The sequence below is a fragment of the Streptomyces sp. LMG1-1-1.1 genome, assembly GCF_040815545.1.
GTDB lineage: Bacteria > Actinomycetota > Actinomycetes > Streptomycetales > Streptomycetaceae > Streptomyces.
The window spans coordinates 60,583-78,914 of the sequence record NZ_JBFPNH010000087.1 but is presented as its reverse complement, the minus strand read 5'-3'; the positions used below and the strand labels follow the sequence as shown (position 1 = coordinate 78,914).

Below are 18,332 nucleotides of genomic sequence, written 5' to 3'. Positions count from 1 at the left end.
TTCATCTACGGGAACTGTGTTCAGAATAGCGAACAGGGGCGTGGCGGTGGCGGCAGAACCAGTGTGGAGTGTGGACCCCCGGACGGGGAAGCCGCGCGAGCAGGTTGCGGTGGAGGCCACAAAGGAGGAGGTCGACCGGGCGGTCCGGGCCACGCACGCCGCCCGCGAAGCGCTCGCCGACCGCACGGCGCGGGCCGCCTTCCTCCGTACCGCCGCCGACCTCCTCGACGGGGCGGGCGACCAGATCGCCGAGGCCGCCGACGCCGAGACCGCCCTCGGGCCCGTCCGCCTGACCGGCGAACTCGCCCGCACCACAGCCCAGTTGAGGGCGTTCGCCGACGTCGTCGAGGAAGGCTCCTTCCTCGACGTGCGGATCGACCTCCCCGACCCCGGAGCCACCCCGCCCCGGCCCGACATGCGCCGCTGGAAGATCCCGCTCGGCGTCGTCGCCGTCTACGCCGCCAGCAACTTCCCGCTCGCCTTCTCCGTCCCCGGCGGCGACACCGCGAGCGCCCTCGCGGCCGGCTGCCCCGTCGTGGTCAAGGCCCACCCCGACCACCCGGCCACCTCCGAACTCTGCGCCACCCTGCTGCGCCGGGCCGCCGCCAAGGCCGGCCTCCCCGAGGACGTCCTCGTCCTCGTCCACGGCTTCGACGCGGGCGTCGAACTCGTCCGCCACCCGCTCGTCGCGGCGGCCGGCTTCACCGGTTCGATCCGGGGCGGCCGCGCCCTCTTCGACGCGGCCGTCGCCCGCCCCGTCCCCATCCCCTTCCACGGCGAACTCGGCTCCCTCAACCCGGTCGTGATCACCCCGGCCGCCGCCGGGGAGCGGGCCGAGGAGATCGGCGGCGGCCTGGCCGGCTCCATGACCCTGGGCGCGGGCCAGTTCTGCACCAAGCCCGGCTTCGTCCTGGCCCCCCGCGGCGCCGACGGCGACCGCTTCCTCGCCGCGCTCACCGCCGCGGTCAGCGAGACCGAACCGGCCGTGATGCTCGACCACCGGATGCGGGCCGCCTTCGTCTCCGGCGTCGCCGAACGGGCCGCGCTCGGCGGGGTGCGCACCACCGTCACGCCCGGCGCGGGCGGCGAGCACACCGTCAGCGCCGGCGTCCTCGACGTCGACGCCGACCGGCTCGCCGAAGACGGCCACCACCTCCTCCTGGAGGAGTGCTTCGGACCCGTCACCGTCGTCGCCCGCTACTCCTCCCGCGAGGAGGTCAGCGCCGTCCTCGGCCTGCTGCCGGGCAACCTCACCGCCACCCTGCACATCGCCACGGACGACGCCGGGGACCCCGACGCCGCCCCGCTGCTCGCCGAACTCACCCCGCTGGCGGGCCGCGTCCTCGTCAACGGCTGGCCCACCGGCGTCGCCGTCGCGCCCGCCCAGCACCACGGCGGCCCCTACCCGGCCACCACCTCCACCAGCACCTCCGTCGGCGCGACCGCCATCGAGCGCTGGCTGCGCCCGGTCACCTACCAGTCGACCCCCGGCCACCTCCTCCCGCCGGAACTCCGCGACGACAACCCGCTGGGCGTGCCGAGGCGCTGAGTCCGGTCCCGGAGGCCCGGCCCGATCGGCAGGACAGGACCTACGAGGGGACGCGCACCACGATCTTCCCGACGTGCGTGTTCGACTCCATCAGCCGATGGCCGTCGGCGATCCGCTCCAGACCCTCCAGGGTCTCGGCGATCACCGGCGCCAGCGAGCCGTCGCGCAGCCCCGAGCCGATGAATCCGGCCGCGCGGCGGCGCCCCTCCTCGGTCCTGGCCAGGGCGCCGTTGGCGTACGCGTGCGTGGTCAGCGGCCAGTTCGACGACAGCTCGGCCGGGCGCGGGTCCAGCCAGCCGTACAGCACGGCGGTGCCGCCGGTCCGCAGCGCGTCGCCGAGCCGGGCGAAACCGGGGCCGCCGACCGGGTCGAAGGCCAGCTCCGCGCCCGCCCCGCCGGTGATCCGCCGCACCTCCGCGACCAGGTCCTCCGTGTCGGTGGCGATCACGTGCGGCGCCCCGAGCTCCAGGAGCCGCTTCCGCTTGCCCTCGCCGCGCGTGACGGCGATCGGCACCGCCCCGATCCGCAGCGCCGACTGGATCGCGGCCGTCCCCACCCCGCTCGACGCCGCCGTGATCACCACGTGGTCGCCGGGGCGCAGCCCGCCGGTCAGCACCATCCCGCCGTACGCGGTGAAGTACGTCAGCCACACCGCGGCCGCCGTCACCGCGTCCACCCCCTCGGGCCGGGCCACCACGTACTCCTCCGGCAGCACCACCCGCTCCGCGTACACCCCGTACCGCCCGAAGTCGAAGTCGGCCGCCGCCATCACCGGGTCGCCCGGGGCGTAGGCGGTGACCCCGGCGCCGACCGCCTCGACCACCCCCGCCGCCTCGTAGCCGAGCCGTGAACCCGGCAGGGTCGCCGGGTAGTAGTAGGTGCCCGCGCGGAACAGCGCCTCGGCGCGGTTGAGTCCGATCGCCTCGACCCGTACGAGCACCTCCCCGGGCCCGGGGTCCGGCAGCGGCACCTCCTCCACCGTCAGCACCTCGGGTCCGCCGGTCTCGTGGAAGAGAACCGCCCTGGTCGTCCTGCCTGTTGCCGTGGTCGTCATGCACTCGACCGTAGGAGAGCGGCACGAGACGATCCATGTCCCCATGACTCCCGGACATGTCCGATCGTCTCGGACCCGCAGCCGTGGAGTACGGAGTACGGTGCCGGGATGGACGTACTGAGCGATGCCATCGCCGCCATGCGCACCGGACGGCCCCACTCCTCCCGCACGGTCCGCTTCGCCCCCTGGGGGATCCGCTTCCCCGCGAGCGAGGGCGCCGGGTTCCACGTCGTCCTCCAGGGCGCCGCCTGGCTGCTGCCCCCGGCCGGCGGCGCCCCCGTCCGGCTCGGCCCCGGCGACGTCGTCCTGCTGCCCCACGGCACCGGCCACGGCCTCGCCGACCGGCCGGACACCCCGCTCGTCGACGCCCTGCCCGCCCCCGACGGCTCCTGGCCCACCCCGCCCGACCGGGGCCCGATCGGCGCCGAGGAGACGCTGCTCCTCTGCGGCGCCTACCAGCTCAGCCGGCCCCGCGCCCACCCGCTGCTCACCGAACTGCCCCCGTACGTCCACCTGCCCGCGCGGGTCGGCGCCCACCCCCGCCTGCGGGCCGCCGTCGACCTGCTCGGCGCCGAACTCGCCGAGCCCCTGCCCGGATCCGACGCCATCGTCCCCGCCCTCCTCGACACCCTGCTCCTCTACCTGCTCCGCACCTGGTGGCTCGCCGAACGCGCCGACCGCTCCACCGGCTGGTCCGCCGCCCTCGGCGACCCGGCGGTCGCCGGCGCCCTCCGAGCCCTCCACGACGACCCCGCGCGAGCGTGGACGGTCGAGGAACTCGGCGCCCTCACCGGACTCTCCCGGGCCCCCTTCGCCCGCCGCTTCACCGCCCTCGTCGGCCGCGCCCCCCTCGCCTACCTCACCTGGTGGCGCATGACCACGGCCGGCCGCCTCCTCCGCTCCGACGACCTCCCGCTCCGCGTCGTGGCCCAACGCTCCGGCTACTCCTCGGAGTTCGCCTTCGCCAAGGCCTTCAAGCGCGAGTACGGCGTGGCACCGGGGCAGTACCGCAAGGGCGCGTGACCCGCCGCCCGGGCCACCACGGGGGGGCGCGGGCACCCGCGCCCGGTCAGCCCCGGCGGCCGGGCAGGCGCAGCGACGCCAGGGTCGTCATGGTCAGCAGGGCGGCACTGACGAGGAGGCCGGTCCGCAGCGCCGTCGTGAGGTCCCGGGCCGCGAGGGACCCGAACACCGCGACGGCGAGGCCGCCCGCCGTCTGCCGGATCGCGTTCAGAAGCCCCGCCGCCGTGCCCGCGCGCTCCGCGGGGACGGCCTCCATCATCGAGGCGATCAGCGGCGGCAGGGAGAAGCCCGCGCCGAGGGCCAGCGGCACCAGCAGCAGGGCCTGGGCCGCCCGGGAGGAGTCCGCGTCCACGGTGAGCAGGCCGAGCAGACCGGCCACCGCGACGACCTGGCCCACCACGATCGGCACCTTCGCCCCGTACCGCGCCGCCACCCTCGCCGAGAGGACGTTCACCCCGGCGAGGAGCCCCGTCATCGGCAGGAACATCAGCCCCGCGCCGAGCGCCGACAGGCCGAGGACCTGCTGGAAGAACAGGCTGAACACGAACACCATGCCGTAGAAGGCCACGCTGTTCGCCGCGCCCGCCGTCACCGCCACCGTCACCGTCGTGTTCCGGAACAGCCCGAGGGGCACCATCGGGTGCTTCCGCCGCGCCTCGATCAGGAGGAACGCGGCGAACGAGACCACCGCGACCCCCAGCGCCCACCACGCCTCCGGGCCGCCCTCGACGGCGGCGAAGGTCAGCGCCCCGAGCGCCGCCGCCGCCGTCACCTGCCCCGGCAGGTCGAGCGGAGCCGGCCGCCGCTCCGAGCGGGCCACACGGGCCAGCAGGACGAGGGCGGCGAGCCCGAGGGGGAGGTTGACGAAGAACACGCCGCGCCAGCTCCACGCCGTCGTCAGCGCCCCGCCCGCGACCGGGCCGAGCGCCACCGCGACCGTGCCACCCGCCGCCCACAGCGACACCGCGCGGGCCCGCCGCCCCGGATCGCCGTAGGCCTCCCGTACGAGGGCCAGCGAGGCAGGCAGCATCACGGCCGCCGCCACGCCCTGCACCGCACGGGCTCCGAGCAGCGCCGGAAGCCCGGGGGCGATGCCGCAGGCGGCCGAGGCGAGGGTGAAGAGCACGACCCCCGCCCCGTACGCCCGGCTCGCCCCGACCCGGTCCGCGAGTGCCCCGCTGGAGAGCAGCAGCGCGGCGAAGGCCAGGGTGTACGAGTCGACCACCCACGGGAGGCCGGACATCCCGGCCCGCAGGTCGGCGCCGATCGCGGGCAGCGCCACGTTGACGACCGAGGTGTCGAGGGTGATGAGCGCGAACCCGAGCATCGCGGCGGTCAGCGCGGGGCCGGGGGAGTGCTCGGGAGGGGCGGTGAGGGGGCGGGGGACGGGAGGCGCGGTGCGGACTGGGGAGGACATGCGCCCAGCTTCGTGACCGGCGGGGACGTACAGTAGTGGCCCGAATGCCATATGCCCGGAGGTTCTGGCCATGACCGTCGAGTCCCGCGCCCGGGGCGTCCGGCGCGTCGCCGTGATCGCCGCCCCGCCCGTCTCGATGTTCAACCTGGCCATCCCCGAGATGCTCTTCGGCAAGGTCGAGATCGACGGCCGGCCCGGGTACGAGACGGTCATCTGCACCCCCGACCCGGGGCCGGTCACCACCACGGGCGGCCTCGACCTGGTCGTTCCGCACGGCCTCGACGCCGTGGCCGGCGCCGACACCGTCGTCCTCGCGGGCAGCGGGGCCTCCACCGACACCGACCCCCGCATCCTGGACGCGCTGCGCCGCGCCGCCGCCGCGGGCAAGCGGATCGCCTCCCTCTGCACCGGCGCCTTCGCGCTGGCCGAGGCCGGACTGCGGCAGCAGCTCGCCGACCGGCACCCGGCCGTCGACCTCCAGGACGACGTGCTGTTCGTCCAGGACGGGCCCGTCCTCACCTCCTCCGGGTACGCGGCGGGCATCGACCTCTGCCTGCACGTCATCCGCACCGACCACGGCGCCGCCGTCGCCAACACGGTGGCCCGGCTCGCCCTCGTCGCACCCGTACGGCCCGGCGGCCAGGCCCAGTTCACCCAGACCCCGCTGCCGCCCGAGCGCGGGGTCTCGTTCGCCGACACGCGCGCGTGGGCGATGGCGCACCTCGACGAACCGCTCGGCCTCACCGACCTCGCCCGGCATGCCGGGGTCTCCGTCCGCACCCTCTCGCGCCGCTTCCACGCCGAGACCGGCGTCAGCCCGCTCCAGTGGCTGCTGCACCAGCGCGTCGAGCGGGCGAAGGAGCTTCTGGAGACCACTCCGCTCGCCATGGACCAGGTGGCCCGCGCCAGCGGCCTCGGCACCGCGGACTCCCTGCGCGGTCACCTCCTGCGCCGCACCGGCCTCACCCCGAGCGCCTACCGCTCCTCGTTCAACCAGCTCACGGGAGCTTGAGCCATGTGACCGAGCCCGGGCCGTCCGGCCGAGCCGATCCGTCTGTCGAGCCCGGGCCGTCCGGCCGAGCCGATCCGTCTGTCGAGCCGGGCCGCCACCGTCCGGCGGGCGACGCGACCCGGAACCGGCGTCGTGTCCTCCGCGTCCTGAGAGGGCGTGATCAGACTCGCCACCGCGAACGACCTCGACGCCGTCGTCGCGCTCCACACCGAAGCCCGTGCCACCTACTACCGAGGCCACGTCCCCGACGCCGACTTCGAGGGCCCCGAGGAGCTGGCGCGCTCCCGGGCGGCCTGGGCGGCGGCCGTCGACGGCGGCCGGGTGCTGTGCGCCGAGCGGGACGGCCGGGTCGTCGGCGTCGCCGCGTCCGGCGTCAGGGACGGCGTCATGACCCTCTCCCAGCTCCACGTCCTGCCCTCCCGCTGGCGCGGCGGCGTCGGCGCCGCACTCCACGCCGCCTGCGTCGACGCCTGGCGCGAGGCCGGGGCGACCAGCGCCCGCCTGGAGGTCTTCGAGAAGAACGAGCGCGCCCAGGCCTTCTACGCCGCCCAGGGCTGGACCCCGGACCCGGACCGCCCGCGCGACGGCGACCACCTGGTGCTCCGGCTCACACTGGGGCCGGACGCGGAATGAGGGAGGCCGGCCGGGGCGTTCGACCGTACGGAACACCCCACCGGCAACCCTCGGAGAGAAGTCACATGCGCGTCGAGATCTGGAGCGACATCGCCTGCCCCTGGTGCTACATCGGCAAGGCCCGCTTCGAGAAGGGGCTCGCGGCCTTCGCCCACCGCGGCGACGTCGAGGTCGTGCACCGTTCCTTCGAGCTCGACCCGAACAGCCCCAAGGGCGACCGGGCGCCCGTCCTCGACATGCTGGCCAGGAAGTACGGCCGCACCCTCGACGAGGCCCGCGCCATGGAGGCGCACGTCGCCTCCAACGCGCACTCCGAGGGCCTCGGCTACCTGACCGAGGGCCGCGACCACGGCAACACCTTCGACATCCACCGGCTGCTCCACCTCGCCAAGGCGCACGGCCGCCAGAGCGAGCTGCTCGACCTGGCCTACCGCGCCAACTTCGCCGAGGAGCGCTCCGTCTTCGACGCCGAGACCCTGGTGGCGCTCGGCGTCGAGGCCGGTCTCGACGAGACCGAGGTGCGGGCCGTCCTCGCCGACGAGTCCGCCTACGCCGACGCCGTACGGGAGGACGAGCGCGAGGCCGCCGAACTCGGCGCCAACGGCGTGCCGTTCTTCGTCCTCGACCGCCGCTACGGCATCTCCGGCGGCCAGCCCGCCGAGGTCTTCACCCAGGCCCTCGAACAGGCCTGGCAGGGCCGGGCGCTCCAGCCGGTCGGCGGCGCCGACGCGGAGGTCTGCGGACCGGACGGCGCCTGCGAGGTTCCCCAGGCCTGACGGCCCGGCGGCCTGACCTGCGGGGCTCTGACCTGCGGGGATAAGCGCGGCTTGGATGTCCCCACGGTCGATTCGCGATTGACGGGTGATCGTGGGGAATCCAGGGTGGGGACATGGATTCCCTTGACCAGCCGCTCGGCGGCGCCGAGTTCGCGCCCAAGAAGACGTACCTGAACACCTCCGCCTGCGGCCTGCTGCCGCGGCGGACCGTCGAGGCCGTCACGCTGCTCGCCGAGGAGACCGCCGACGGCTCCCCCGACGGCGCCGGCAGCTTCGACATCGTCGACGAGGCCAGGGCGAACTTCGCCCGGCTCGCCCACGTCTCCCCCGAGCGGGTGGCCGTCGGCAGCTCGGTCGCCGTGCACTGCGGGATGATCGCCCAGTCGATGCCCGCGGGCGCGGAGATCCTCTTCCCCGAGGACGACTTCTCCTCCGTCCTCACCCCGTTCACCATCCGCGGCGACCTGAAGACCCGGTTCGTGCCCCTGGAGCGGCTCGCCGAGTCCGTCGGCCCCGGGACCGCGCTCGTCGCGTTCTCCGCCGTGCAGTCGGCGGACGGGCGTACGGCCGACCTGGCGGCGGTGCGGGAGGCGGCGGCCGCCCACGGCGCCCGCACGCTTCTGGACGCCACCCAGTCCGCCGGCTGGCTGCCGCTGTACGCGGGGGACTGGGACTACACGGTCACCGGCGGCTACAAGTACCTGCTGTGCCCGCGCGGCGCGTCCTTCCTCACCGTCACCGAGGAAGCGCAGGACTCGGTCCTCCCCATCCACGCCAACTGGGTCACGGGCGAGGAGCTGTGGGTGAACAGCTACGGCCCGGTCCGCGAACTGGCCCGCTCCGCGCGCCGCTTCGACGAGCCCGCGGCGTTCCTCTCGTACCACGGGGCGGCCCGCTCGCTCGCCCTCCTGGAGGAGATCGGCATCGAGCGGATCGAGGCCCACGACAAGGGGCTCGCGGCCCGCTTCCGCTCCGGGCTCCTCGACCTCGGCCACGCGCCCGTCATGGACGACTCGACGGTCGTCGCCATCCCCGGCCTCGGCGACCGCGCCGAAGCGCTGCGGGCGGCCGGCGTCCTGCTCTCGTCCCGCGCGGGCAACCTGCGGGCCTCCTTCCACCTGTACAACACCACGGCGGACGTGGACCGCGCCCTGGACGTCCTGGCGGGCTGAGCGAGCCCACCACGACGGCCGCCACCGGCCCGGCGTCAGGGGGGACGGGGCGTGGTGATGCCCGGTGCGGCGTCGGAGGCCGGAGCGCGGGGAGGTGTCGGCCCTGCGCCACCGGGCAGGTCGAGCCTCCGCCCGGCCCGGTGTCAGCAGACGGGTCAGGCCTCCGCCCCGCCCGGTGTCAGCAGACAGGCCAGGCCTCCGCCCCGCCCGGCGTCAGCAGACGGCGCCCGGTGCGGGCGGGCAGGCGGCTTCCTCGCCCGCTTCCTCGGCCAGGCTGTCGCCGACGAGGCCGAGCAGGCGGGCGAGCTCCGCGCGGTCGGCCGGGGCGAGCCCGGCCAGCGTGCGCTCCTCCAGGTCCGTCCAGGCGCCCTCGACCCCGGCGCGCAGGGCCGTGCCCTGTTCCGTCGCCTCGACCAGGACCGCGCGCCGGTCGGCGGGGTCCGGGCTGCGGCGGACGTATCCGCACTGCTCCAGGCGCTGGAGCATCTTCGTCACCGTCGAGGGGTCGAGGCCGAGCGACTGGATGAGCTCCGACTGGCGGACCGCCCCGCAGTCCCACAGGCGCATCATCATCAGCTCCTGGCCCGGGTAGAGGCCGAGGTCCCGCAGCCGTCGGCCCATGGCGATCCGGTGCAGCCGCGCCACCCACGCCAGGGTGTGGCTGACCGTCCCGCCGCACGCGGCGGCGGGCCGCGGCTCGGCGGACGGGGCGGTACAGACGGGGTCGGTTCCTGACATCACGGGCTCCTCGGGACGGCTCTCGCCCCCAAGATTACCTTGGTCCGCAGATTCTCTTGGTTGGCCAAGTAAATGGGTTACAGTGACATCGGCCCGATTAGTTGGCCGACCACATATTCTTGTGAGGGACAGTCGTGACCACTGCATGGGACCCCATCGACCTCGCCGGCACCCGCCTCGCCAACCGCATCGCGATGGCCCCCATGACCCGCAGCCGCGCCAACGGCCAGGACGGCACCCCCACGGCGGCCGTCGCCGAGTACTACGCCCAGCGCGCCTCCGCCGGACTGATCATCACCGAGGGCGTCCAGCCCGTCCCCGAAGGCCAGGGCTACCCCAACACCCCCGGACTGCACACCCGCGAGCAGATCGCCGCCTGGCGCGAGGTCACCAGCGCCGTCCACGAGCGCGGCGGACGGATCTTCGCCCAGCTGATGCACTCCGGTCGCATCGGCCACCCCGACCTGCTCGACGGCGACCTCCACCCCGTCGGCCCCTCGCCCGTCGCCGCCGCCGGCCAGGTCTACACCCACGAGGGCCCCAAGGACTTCGTCACCCCGCGCGAGCTCACCGGCGACCAGGTCCGCGAGGCCGTCGCCGGCTTCGCCTCCGCCGCCCGCAACGCCGTCGAGGCCGGCTTCGACGGCGTCGAGATCCACGGCGCCAACGGCTACCTGATCCAGCAGTTCCTCGCCTCCGGCTCCAACCACCGCACCGACGAGTGGGGCGGCCCCGTCGAGAACCGCATCCGCTTCGCCGTCGAGGTCGTCAGGGCCGTCGCCGCCGAGATCGGCCCCGAGCGCACCGGCCTGCGCATCTCCCCGGCCAACACGCTCAACGACATCAGCGAGACCGACACCGAAGAGCTCTACACCGCCCTGCTCACCGCCATCGAGCCCGTCGGCATCGCCTACCTCCACGTCCTGGAGACCGCCCCCGAGCGCCGCCCGCTCGTCCTCGACCTGCGCAAGCGGTTCGCCGGCACCTTCATCCTCAACCCGGCCACCGAGGGCGAGACCGACGCCGCGTCCCTCGCCCTGATCGAGGACGGCACCACCGACCTCGTCGCGTACGGCCGGCTCTTCATCGCCAACCCCGACCTGCCCGCCCGCCTGCGGGCCGACGGCCCCTACAACACCCTGGACAGCGCCACCATGTACGCCGGCGGCCCCCAGGGCTACATCGACTACCCCGCCCTCTGAAGCCGGACACGCGGAAGGGGACGGCGGCCCGGCACCGGACCCCGCCCCCTTCCGCGTACGGCCGGGACCCTGCCTACCGCGTACGGCCGGGACCCTGCCTAGCTCCAGGCCTCCGTGACCGCCCGGCGCGCGCCCTCCAGGTCCACCGTGCGGCCCGACTCGCCGAGCGCCGCGCCGAGTGCGGCGAGCGAGGACTGCACGGCGCCCGGGGTCGCGTCCACGCCGTAGTGGTTGACCCGGATCATCTCCTTGGCCAGCGCCCCGCCGCCGGCGATCAGCGGCAGCGACGGGTCGGCCGCCAGGGCCTTCGCCACCAGCTCGGAAGCGTCGAGACCGGCCGGGACGCGCAGCGTCGTCGCCACCGGGGCCGCGTCCCGCGCCTCGTACACGTACGGCTCGAGACCGCCGCCCAGCGCCAGCGCGCCCGCCCGGGTCGCGGCCGCCGCCGAGGCGTGCCGCGCCATCAGCGCGTCCAGACCCTCCGCCTCGATCCGCTCCACACAGGCCTCGAGGGCCAGCATTTCCAGCTGCGCCGGCGCGTGCAGCAGCGCCTTGCGGCCGCCGTCGATCCAGCGCTCCTTCCAGTCCAGGAGGGAGAGGTACGAGCGGCGCGGGGCCGCCGGGTTGGCGGCGAACCGCTCCCAGGCCCGCGCGCTCACCGACACCGCGGACACGCCCGCGGGCCCGCCCATCGCCTTCTGCGCGCCGATGATGCACATGTCCACGCCCCAGGCGTCCGGCAGCACCGGCTCCGCGCCGATCGACGCCACCGCGTCCAGGTAGAACAGCGCGCCGTGCGCCCGCACGACCTCGCCGATCTCCGCCACCGGGTTCGTGTTCCCGGTCGCCGCCTCCGCGTGCACCAGCGACACGAAGTCGATCTCCGGATGCTCGGCGAGCGCCCGCTCCACCTGCTCCGCCGTCACCGCCGTGTGGAACGGCACCTCCAGGTCGACCACCGTCGCCCCGCAGTCCCGCAGCCAGTTCCCGAAGGTCTGCCCGTACGGACCGGTGACGATGTTCAGCGCCGTCGAACCGGCCCGCGCCCCGCTCCGGATGCACCCCTCCAGGGGCAGCAGCGCCTCGCCCTGGGCGATCACCACGTCCTGCTCCGTGGAGAGCAGCGCGGCCACCCGCCGCTCGATCGACGCGAACCGCGCGGCGGTCAGCGGGGCCAGATCCAGGAGCGGATGTGTCACGGTCACGAGGGTTCCTTCTTCGGTGGCGCATGCGTGTCGCATACATCGGTTCGGACTCGGGCCAGCCTAGGGGGTGTCCGGGTCCGCACTGCGCCGGACAGGGCCCGATCGCGCCCGCGGGCGCGTGCGTGGCGCAGCGCCCGGCCGGGCGGCCCGTGCCGTCCGGCCCGTGTCGTCACGACGGTGTGCGGAACATGTCACAAGGCGCGTACCGCCGGGCTCCGCCGCTTCCCCCGGAGCCCCACCGGTGGGATGTTGCGGGCCGGAGCGGCACCGCGGGGAGCCGCCGGGAGGAATCGGGGTGGACGCCATGGTCCGGAGGACCGAAAGCACCGACAGAACGCTGCTGCGCCGGGCGGTGGTGGCCGCCGCGGCGCTCGCCCTCGCCGCACCGCTGACCGTCGGCGCCTCGGGAGACGCGGGAGCGGCGGCGGGGGCGTGGGCGGTCTCGGCCCGCCCCATCGTCTTCGCCCGCTACGACGCGGCGGCGCCCGTCGAGGACCTGTACGCGATGGCCCCGGGCGGCGGCAAGCCCGTCAAGCTCACCCACACCCCCGCGGTCAGCGACGTGATGCCCAACTGGTCCCCGGACGGCAAGCGGGTGGCGTTCCTCCGCTACGGCTCCGGCGGCGCCATCGACGGGATCTGGACGATGAACGGCGCGGGCGGCGACCTGAAGTCCGTGCCCGGCACCGCCGGCGCCTCCGAACCGGCCTGGTCGCCGGACGGCAAGCGGATCGCCTACTCCCTGCCGGTCGGCACCGAGCGCGAGATCTACGTGGCGGACGCCGACGGCACCCCCGCCACGCGGCTCACCCACACCGCGGCGGACGAGTTCCATCCGACGTGGTCCCCGGACGGCACGCGCCTCGCGTTCAGCAGCGTGGACGCGGCCGGAAACAGCAGGCTGATCCGGCTCCAGCTGTCCACCCTGGCCCAGACGCCGATCACCGCACCGGGCTCGAAGGACTGGACGCCCGACTGGTCGCGCGGCAACAGGATCGTCTTCAGCCGCGTGGACGCCACCGGCTTCGCCCACCTCTACGTCGTCGCCCCCGACGGCACGGGACCGCACCCCATCACCTCGGCCCGCGCCAACGACAAGTACCCGTCCTGGTCGCCTGACGGCAGGCGGCTGGTGTTCACCCGGGGCGGCACCGACGACGAGGACCCCGAGCACCTCTTCCTCGTCGGGGCCGACGGCACCGGGCTCACCCAGCTCACCAAGACCGACTCGCACGACCTGGAGGCCGACTGGCGCCCGTGACGGGCCCGGCGCCCGCGCCGCGGACGTGACGGACATCGCCGCCCGGGTCCCGGGCGGCGGCTCGTAGAGTGCAGGCATGAGCGATCACGCGGTGCTGCACGTGAAGGGGCGGGTGCTCGTCGGCCCGGAGGACGTACGCGACGAACTGTGGTGCGTCGGCGGGCGGATCACCTTCGACCGGCCCGCCGCCGAGGCGGTGACCGTGGAGGGCTGGGCGCTGCCCGGACTGGTCGACGCCCACTGCCACGTCGGCCTCGACCGGCACGGCCCCGTCGACGACGCCACCAGCGAGAAGCAGGCACTCACCGACCGGGACGCGGGCACCCTGCTGATCCGGGACGCCGGCTCGCCCTCGGACACCCGCTGGATCGACGACCGCGAGGACCTGCCGAAGATCATCCGCGCCGGCCGGCACATCGCCCGCACCCGCCGCTACATCCGCAACTACGCCCACGAGATCGAGCCCGCCGACCTCGTCGCGTACGTCGGGAGGGAGGCCCGCCGCGGCGACGGCTGGGTCAAGCTCGTCGGCGACTGGATCGACCGCGAGGCCGGCGACCTCACCGCCTGCTGGCCGCGCGCCGAGGTCGAGGCGGCCATCGCGGAGGCGCACCGGCTCGGCGCCCGGGTCACCGCGCACTGCTTCGCCGAGGACTCGCTCAGGGACCTCGTCGAGGCGGGCATCGACTGCATCGAGCACGCCACGGGCCTCACCGAGGACACCATCCCGCTCTTCGCCGAGCGGGGCGTCGCCATCGTGCCGACCCTGGTCAACATCGCGACCTTCCCGCACCTCGCCGACGGCGGCCAGGAGAAGTTCCCCCGCTGGTCGGCCCATATGCGCAGGCTGCACGAGCGGCGGTACGACACCGTCCGCGCCGCCTTCGACGCGGGCGTCCCCGTCTTCGTCGGCACCGACGCGGGCGGCTCCCTCGCCCACGGGCTCGTCGCCGAGGAGGTCGAGGAACTGACCCGGGCCGGCATCCCGCCGGTCGACGCGCTCGCGGCCACCGCCTGGCGGGCCAGGGCCTGGCTGGGCCGACCCGCCCTGGAGGAGGGCGCCCCGGCCGACCTCGTCGTCTACGGCGAGGACCCGCGCGCGGACGTCCGCGTCCTCGCGGCGCCGCGGCGGGTCGTCGTCAACGGCCGGGTGGTCGGCTGACCGGCCGGCCCGTCAGCGGGTGAGGAAGGCGAGCCGGGCCTTCTTCTCCGGGATGAAGACCTCCGGCAGGTCCACCTCGGGCAGCACGACCACCGGGCCCGGCTCGAAGCCGGCCCGGACCATCCGGGCGACCGCCTTCTCGTTGGCCGCGTCCGGGTCGACCACGATCCGGGTGCGGTCGCGCAGGGCGAAGTCGATCAGCACGCCGAGCAGCCGGCCCGAGAACCCGGCCTCGGGCGCGGCGCTGGGCGCGAGGAGCAGGTGGACGCCGATGTCGCCGGGCAGCACCTCGTAGCACTCGCCGACCCGGTCGGCCGCGGGGTCGTACGTCTGGAAGACGGCGACCGGCACGTCGTCCCGGCTGACCAGGTAGCCGTGGTGGGTGGTGAGCGAGTCGAGGTGCGCGTAGGTCTCCCGGACCTGCTCGACGCTCGTGCCGCCCATGCCCCAGAAGCGGGCCCGGTCCTCGTTCACCCAGCCGTGGATGAGCGGGGCGTCCCGGTCGGGGTCGACGGGGGCGATGCGGACGGTGCCGAAGCCTTCGACGGTCCGGTCGTACACGGCGGTGGTCATGCTGATTCCTTTTCGGTGGCGTCGGTGGGGTCGGTGGCGTCGGTGGCGTCGGTGGTGTCGGTGGCGTCGGCCGTGGCGGTCGCTCCGGACGCCTCGGTCCCGTCGGTTCCGTCGGTCTCTTCGGTGAGCCGGTCCCAGTCGGTGACGACGGGGGCGAGTTCGCCCCGCAGCCACAGGGGGAGCTGGTCCTGGTGGTGGGGGTCGCCGGGGACGCCGGATGCGCCGAACGGCACGATCCAGCGGCTCCGTTCGCGGTCGCCGAGGTCCCAGACGTACCGGGCGGCGGACGCGCGGGCACTGCGGTCGGTCCACCCGGGCACGCTGGACGTGGACAGCACGCAGTCGTGGTCGCCGCCGAGCCCCGGCCACCGGTCGTCGTCGGCGTCGGGCAGCGCCTGCCAGGGCGCGAGCCGGTGGGTCGTGCCCCAGGCCGCGGGCGGCGTACCCGCCCCGACCTCGTCGAGCGCCTCGCGCACGATCCGGTCGACGTCCGCGGCCGGCACGGGACCTGCCGTGAGCAGGGTCTCCAGGGCGTAGGCGACCCGCGGGCCGAGCGCCAGCCAGGGCCGGAACACCTCGGGGTACGGGGCGGGTCCGCGCAGCGCGGCGAACGCCTCGTGGCCGGCCAGTCGGCGCACGACGGCCCCGCGCACGGCGGCGTAGAGCCCGGCGCCGGTGCTCTCGGCGTCCATCCGCCGGTCCCAGCCGAGCAGCCGCTCACGGACGGCCGCGGCGGCGGGGGAGAGGCCGTCGCCGTTCCCCGCCACCTTCGCCAGGAGCCGGGCCGCCGAGGGGTTGTCGGTGTCCGCGTGGACGGCGGCCGTCGTCTCCGGGGTCCAGGACGCCGAGGCGTCGAGCAGCTCGGCGATCCGGGCCGCCCGGTGCGGCGGCGCGAACTCGACGCCCAGCGGCGCGGCGAGCCCCCGGGCGTTGGCCATCACCGCGTGGCCGCGCACCTCGGCGCGGGGCAGCGGGGCGGGCGCGGCGGCCCAGGCGTGCGCCGGGTCCCAGGCGGGCACGACGCGCAGGGAGTTGGCGCGGTCCCGCACGGGCACGTGGCCGGCGACCCGGTGGAGGAGTCCGCCCGCGGTGTCGGCGGCCTGGACGACGTTCACCGGCTCGACCCAGCCGTCGAGGGCCGCGTCCACGTCGGCGACGGTCCGGGCCCGCAGCAGCGCGGGCAGCACCCCGAAGCCGAGCTCTCCGGTGACCCGGGGCGGGTACCGCAGTGCGACCGCCTCCCAGCCGGAGGCGGGGTCTCCGTCGGCGGGCCCGCCGTCCACGCCGATGATCACCGGGCCCCGGTCGGTCTCGATCACCTCGATCTCGACCGGTTCCGCGTCCGCGACCTCGATCGTCTCGGTGTGCGCGGCGGCGGGGCGGCGGCCCTCGGGGCCGACGGCCTCCACGGTCCCGTCGGGGAGCCGGTGGAGCCGCTCGCGGTACAGGTCCTGGTAGTCGGCCATCGCGTTGGTGATGGCCCAGGCCACGGGTCCGGTGTGGCCGAAGTGGGCGAGGCCAGGGACGCCGGGCACGGCGAGGCCGACCACGTCGTACGCGGGGCAGGAGAGCCGGATCTGCTGGTAGACGCCAGGGGCCTCGATGAACCGGTGCGGATCTCCGGCGACCAGGGCCGCCCCGCTCGCGGTGCGTTCGCCGGCCACCACCCAGCCGTTGGATCCCGCGGTGCCGGGGCCGTCCGTCGCGAAGAGCTCCGTCCACTCCTCGCCGAGCCGCCGGGCGACCTCGTCCCGCCACAGCTTGGTGGGGAAGCCGGCGAAGAGGATGTGGGTGGAGAGCCAGACGGCGAGCGGGGTCCAGGGCTCCCACCGGCCGGGCGCGAGTCCGGTCGCCGCGAACTCGGGTGCGCGCCGGGCCCCTTCCGCGAGGCCGTCGTTGACCCCGGCCACGTACGCGCGTACCCAGGCCGCCGTCTCCGCGTCGGTGCGGTCGAGCCGCTCGAAGCAGCGGCGGGCGGTGTCGGCGAGCCGGGCCTGCCGGACGAAGGTGTCCCAGGCGATCTCGGCAGCGCCCAGGAAGGCGGCGGTGGTGCCCTGGGCCCGGTGCCGTTCGACCTCCAGCTGCCAGGCGCGGTCGCGGGCGGTGGTCCGCCCCTGGGCGAAGGCGAGTTCGTCCGGGTCGGCGGCGCGCAGATGGGGGACGCCCCAGGCGTCCCGGTAGACCTCGATGCTCACGGAGACCCCGATCCCGTCCATGTCCGCGCAGATTTCTTAGGTAAGGCTGTCCTAAATTAATCTACAGGAGCGGCAGGTGGGCCACGTGCACCGGGTTGACGATCCGTGACGTGAGGGCGCCGTGCGTCGTTCTCACCCAATCCGCGCGCACCACCCCGTGCGAAAGACGCGGGACGTGCGGGAACGGTTGTGTCCAAAAGAATCGAAAATGAACACGGAAACCCCCCTTTGGAGTGAACTCACGTCAGGCGACTGTCGGTTCACTCTCCGTGCGTAAAGATTCCGGTGTCTCAAGTCGCCGAGGCCGCGCCGACCCACCGTCCCCGTGGTGAGCGGCCGGCGACGCCATGTCTCCTGTGGGGGTTCCACCATCTTGAACAGCAACACCTTCCGCATGCCCGCACGCCGTACCGCCGCCGCCGCGACCGTCGCCGCGCTGACCGTCGGCCCGGTGCTCCTCGCCGCCCCCGCGGCGCACGCCACGGGCGGCGAAGGGCGTGCCACCGCCGTCGTCCTGCGGACCGGCCTCGACGTCTCCCTCCTCGGCAAGACGGTCGACGTGCCCGTCCGTGCCTCCCTCAACGAGGTCAAGGCGCCGCGGACGGAGAGCGAGACCGCGCTCTCCGTGAAGGTGCAGGGGGCCGAGGGCGGGAAGCCGATCGACATCCTCGCCGCCGACGTCGCCACCTCGAAGGCCACCGTGGACGAGGACAAGGCCGAGGGGTACGTGAACCTGGTCAAGGCCCGGGTCCACGTCCCCGGCATCCCCGCGCTCTCCCTCATCGAGGTCGAGAAGGTCACCTCCAAGGCGCTGTGCGAGACGGGCAGGAAGCCGGTCGCCGAGTCCAACGTCCTCGGCCACGTCACCGTCTTCGGCAAGAAGACCACCCTGTCCACCGGCGGCCGGACCCACGTCAGCGTCCCCGGCGTCGGCGACGTGACCCTCGACCTCTCCCGTACGTCCACGACCTCCCGCACCGCGGCCGCCACCGCGCTCGAACTCAAGGTGGAGGTCGACCCGCTGAAGCTCGGCGTGGCCGAGGTCAACGGCACCGTCACCCTCGCCGAGGCCACGTGCGAGACGCCCGAGGGCGCCGCCCCGACGCAGAAGCCCACCGAGCGGCCGACGGAGCAGCCCAGCGAGCGGCCCTCCGAGCAGCCCACCCAGCAGCCCTCCGCGAAGCCCAGCGACGCGGGCGGCATCAAGACGAACAACGGCGGCACCACGCCCACCGAGAACCTCGCCGAGACCGGCGGCAGCTCCACCACCCCGTACCTCGCGGCCGGAGCCCTCGCCCTCCTCGTGGCGGGCGGCGGCGCCCTCGCGCTGACCCGCTCGCGCGCCCGCTCGCGCGACTGA

Annotated in this window: 16 protein-coding genes; 10 read left to right on the top strand and 6 right to left on the bottom strand. The window is 74.9% G+C overall.

What is annotated here, in order from left to right; all coding sequences use genetic code 11:
• Positions 1 to 46: 46 nt before the first annotated feature.
• Positions 47 to 1,549: an aldehyde dehydrogenase (NADP(+)) gene (locus MRBLMG1_RS35410; protein WP_367828265.1), complete on the top strand. Its 1,503-nt coding sequence runs from the start codon at positions 47 to 49 to the stop codon at positions 1,547 to 1,549.
• 40 nt (positions 1,550 to 1,589) lie between these two features.
• Here the strand turns inward: MRBLMG1_RS35410 and MRBLMG1_RS35405 are convergent, their stop codons facing one another.
• A complete protein-coding gene (locus MRBLMG1_RS35405) occupies positions 1,590 to 2,603 on the bottom strand; it encodes a zinc-dependent alcohol dehydrogenase family protein (protein WP_367828264.1) in 1,014 nt (337 codons plus the stop codon).
• Positions 2,604 to 2,711: 108 nt separating this feature from the next.
• On the opposite strand from MRBLMG1_RS35405, the gene MRBLMG1_RS35400 reads away from it, so the two are divergent.
• Positions 2,712 to 3,626: an AraC family transcriptional regulator gene (locus tag MRBLMG1_RS35400; RefSeq protein WP_367828263.1), complete on the top strand. Its 915-nt coding sequence runs from the start codon at positions 2,712 to 2,714 to the stop codon at positions 3,624 to 3,626.
• 46 nt (positions 3,627 to 3,672) lie between these two features.
• Here the strand turns inward: MRBLMG1_RS35400 and MRBLMG1_RS35395 are convergent, their stop codons facing one another.
• A complete protein-coding gene (locus tag MRBLMG1_RS35395; protein ID WP_367828262.1) occupies positions 3,673 to 5,043 on the bottom strand; it encodes an MFS transporter in 1,371 nt (456 codons plus the stop codon).
• Positions 5,044 to 5,113: 70 nt separating this feature from the next.
• Between MRBLMG1_RS35395 and MRBLMG1_RS35390 the strand changes: the two genes are divergently transcribed.
• The 4 genes from MRBLMG1_RS35390 (at position 5,114) to MRBLMG1_RS35375 (ending at position 8,636) form a co-directional block, all read left to right on the top strand.
• Positions 5,114 to 6,055, top strand: a complete 942-nt coding sequence (locus tag MRBLMG1_RS35390) for a GlxA family transcriptional regulator (RefSeq protein ID WP_367828261.1) — start codon at positions 5,114 to 5,116, stop codon at positions 6,053 to 6,055.
• A gap of 156 nt (positions 6,056 to 6,211) precedes the next feature.
• A complete protein-coding gene (locus MRBLMG1_RS35385) occupies positions 6,212 to 6,688 on the top strand; it encodes a GNAT family N-acetyltransferase (RefSeq protein ID WP_367828260.1) in 477 nt (158 codons plus the stop codon).
• A 65-nt stretch (positions 6,689 to 6,753) separates the two neighbouring features.
• Positions 6,754 to 7,464 (top strand): DsbA family oxidoreductase, encoded by a 711-nt coding sequence (locus tag MRBLMG1_RS35380; RefSeq protein ID WP_367828259.1) that lies wholly within the window; start codon positions 6,754 to 6,756, stop codon positions 7,462 to 7,464.
• 113 nt (positions 7,465 to 7,577) lie between these two features.
• Positions 7,578 to 8,636, top strand: a complete 1,059-nt coding sequence (locus MRBLMG1_RS35375) for an aminotransferase class V-fold PLP-dependent enzyme (RefSeq protein ID WP_367828258.1) — start codon at positions 7,578 to 7,580, stop codon at positions 8,634 to 8,636.
• Positions 8,637 to 8,849: 213 nt separating this feature from the next.
• Here MRBLMG1_RS35375 and MRBLMG1_RS35370 read toward each other — a convergent pair whose 3' ends face one another.
• The gene (locus MRBLMG1_RS35370; protein ID WP_367828257.1) at positions 8,850 to 9,374 is read right to left on the bottom strand and encodes a MarR family winged helix-turn-helix transcriptional regulator; all 525 of its coding nucleotides are present in this window, start codon (positions 9,372 to 9,374) and stop codon (positions 8,850 to 8,852) included.
• Positions 9,375 to 9,508: 134 nt separating this feature from the next.
• On the opposite strand from MRBLMG1_RS35370, the gene MRBLMG1_RS35365 reads away from it, so the two are divergent.
• Entirely contained in the window at positions 9,509 to 10,576 is a 1,068-nt protein-coding gene (locus MRBLMG1_RS35365; RefSeq protein ID WP_367828256.1) for an alkene reductase, read from the top strand.
• 98 nt (positions 10,577 to 10,674) lie between these two features.
• Here the strand turns inward: MRBLMG1_RS35365 and MRBLMG1_RS35360 are convergent, their stop codons facing one another.
• A complete protein-coding gene (locus MRBLMG1_RS35360) occupies positions 10,675 to 11,775 on the bottom strand; it encodes a pyridoxal-phosphate-dependent aminotransferase family protein (protein WP_367828395.1) in 1,101 nt (366 codons plus the stop codon).
• Positions 11,776 to 12,076: 301 nt separating this feature from the next.
• Here MRBLMG1_RS35360 and MRBLMG1_RS35355 point away from each other — a divergent pair, with 301 nt between their 5' ends.
• A complete protein-coding gene (locus MRBLMG1_RS35355) occupies positions 12,077 to 13,042 on the top strand; it encodes a hypothetical protein (RefSeq protein ID WP_367828255.1) in 966 nt (321 codons plus the stop codon).
• Between the two features lie 76 nt (positions 13,043 to 13,118).
• The gene (locus MRBLMG1_RS35350; protein ID WP_367828254.1) at positions 13,119 to 14,204 is read left to right on the top strand and encodes an amidohydrolase family protein; all 1,086 of its coding nucleotides are present in this window, start codon (positions 13,119 to 13,121) and stop codon (positions 14,202 to 14,204) included.
• 12 nt (positions 14,205 to 14,216) lie between these two features.
• Here MRBLMG1_RS35350 and MRBLMG1_RS35345 read toward each other — a convergent pair whose 3' ends face one another.
• Together MRBLMG1_RS35345 and MRBLMG1_RS35340 are read right to left on the bottom strand one after the other, a co-directional pair.
• Positions 14,217 to 14,777: a GNAT family N-acetyltransferase gene (locus MRBLMG1_RS35345; RefSeq protein ID WP_367828253.1), complete on the bottom strand. Its 561-nt coding sequence runs from the start codon at positions 14,775 to 14,777 to the stop codon at positions 14,217 to 14,219.
• A complete protein-coding gene (locus MRBLMG1_RS35340; RefSeq protein WP_367828252.1) occupies positions 14,774 to 16,993 on the bottom strand; it encodes a penicillin acylase family protein in 2,220 nt (739 codons plus the stop codon). The genes MRBLMG1_RS35345 and MRBLMG1_RS35340 overlap by 4 nt, the downstream gene beginning before the upstream one ends.
• A 352-nt stretch (positions 16,994 to 17,345) precedes the next feature.
• Here MRBLMG1_RS35340 and MRBLMG1_RS35335 point away from each other — a divergent pair, with 352 nt between their 5' ends.
• The gene (locus MRBLMG1_RS35335; RefSeq protein WP_367828251.1) at positions 17,346 to 18,332 is read left to right on the top strand and encodes an SCO1860 family LAETG-anchored protein; all 987 of its coding nucleotides are present in this window, start codon (positions 17,346 to 17,348) and stop codon (positions 18,330 to 18,332) included.

Coding starts and splice junctions, on each gene's coding strand:
- MRBLMG1_RS35340 (WP_367828252.1), bottom strand. CDS start 16,993: ATGGACGGGATCGGGGTCTCCGTGAGCATCGAGGTCTACCGGGACGCC.
- MRBLMG1_RS35375 (WP_367828258.1), top strand. CDS start 7,578: ATGGATTCCCTTGACCAGCCGCTCGGCGGCGCCGAGTTCGCGCCCAAG.
- MRBLMG1_RS35345 (WP_367828253.1), bottom strand. CDS start 14,777: ATGACCACCGCCGTGTACGACCGGACCGTCGAAGGCTTCGGCACCGTC.
- MRBLMG1_RS35400 (WP_367828263.1), top strand. CDS start 2,712: ATGGACGTACTGAGCGATGCCATCGCCGCCATGCGCACCGGACGGCCC.
- MRBLMG1_RS35350 (WP_367828254.1), top strand. CDS start 13,119: ATGAGCGATCACGCGGTGCTGCACGTGAAGGGGCGGGTGCTCGTCGGC.
- MRBLMG1_RS35370 (WP_367828257.1), bottom strand. CDS start 9,374: ATGTCAGGAACCGACCCCGTCTGTACCGCCCCGTCCGCCGAGCCGCGG.
- MRBLMG1_RS35395 (WP_367828262.1), bottom strand. CDS start 5,043: ATGTCCTCCCCAGTCCGCACCGCGCCTCCCGTCCCCCGCCCCCTCACC.
- MRBLMG1_RS35380 (WP_367828259.1), top strand. CDS start 6,754: ATGCGCGTCGAGATCTGGAGCGACATCGCCTGCCCCTGGTGCTACATC.
- MRBLMG1_RS35390 (WP_367828261.1), top strand. CDS start 5,114: ATGACCGTCGAGTCCCGCGCCCGGGGCGTCCGGCGCGTCGCCGTGATC.
- MRBLMG1_RS35405 (WP_367828264.1), bottom strand. CDS start 2,603: ATGACGACCACGGCAACAGGCAGGACGACCAGGGCGGTTCTCTTCCAC.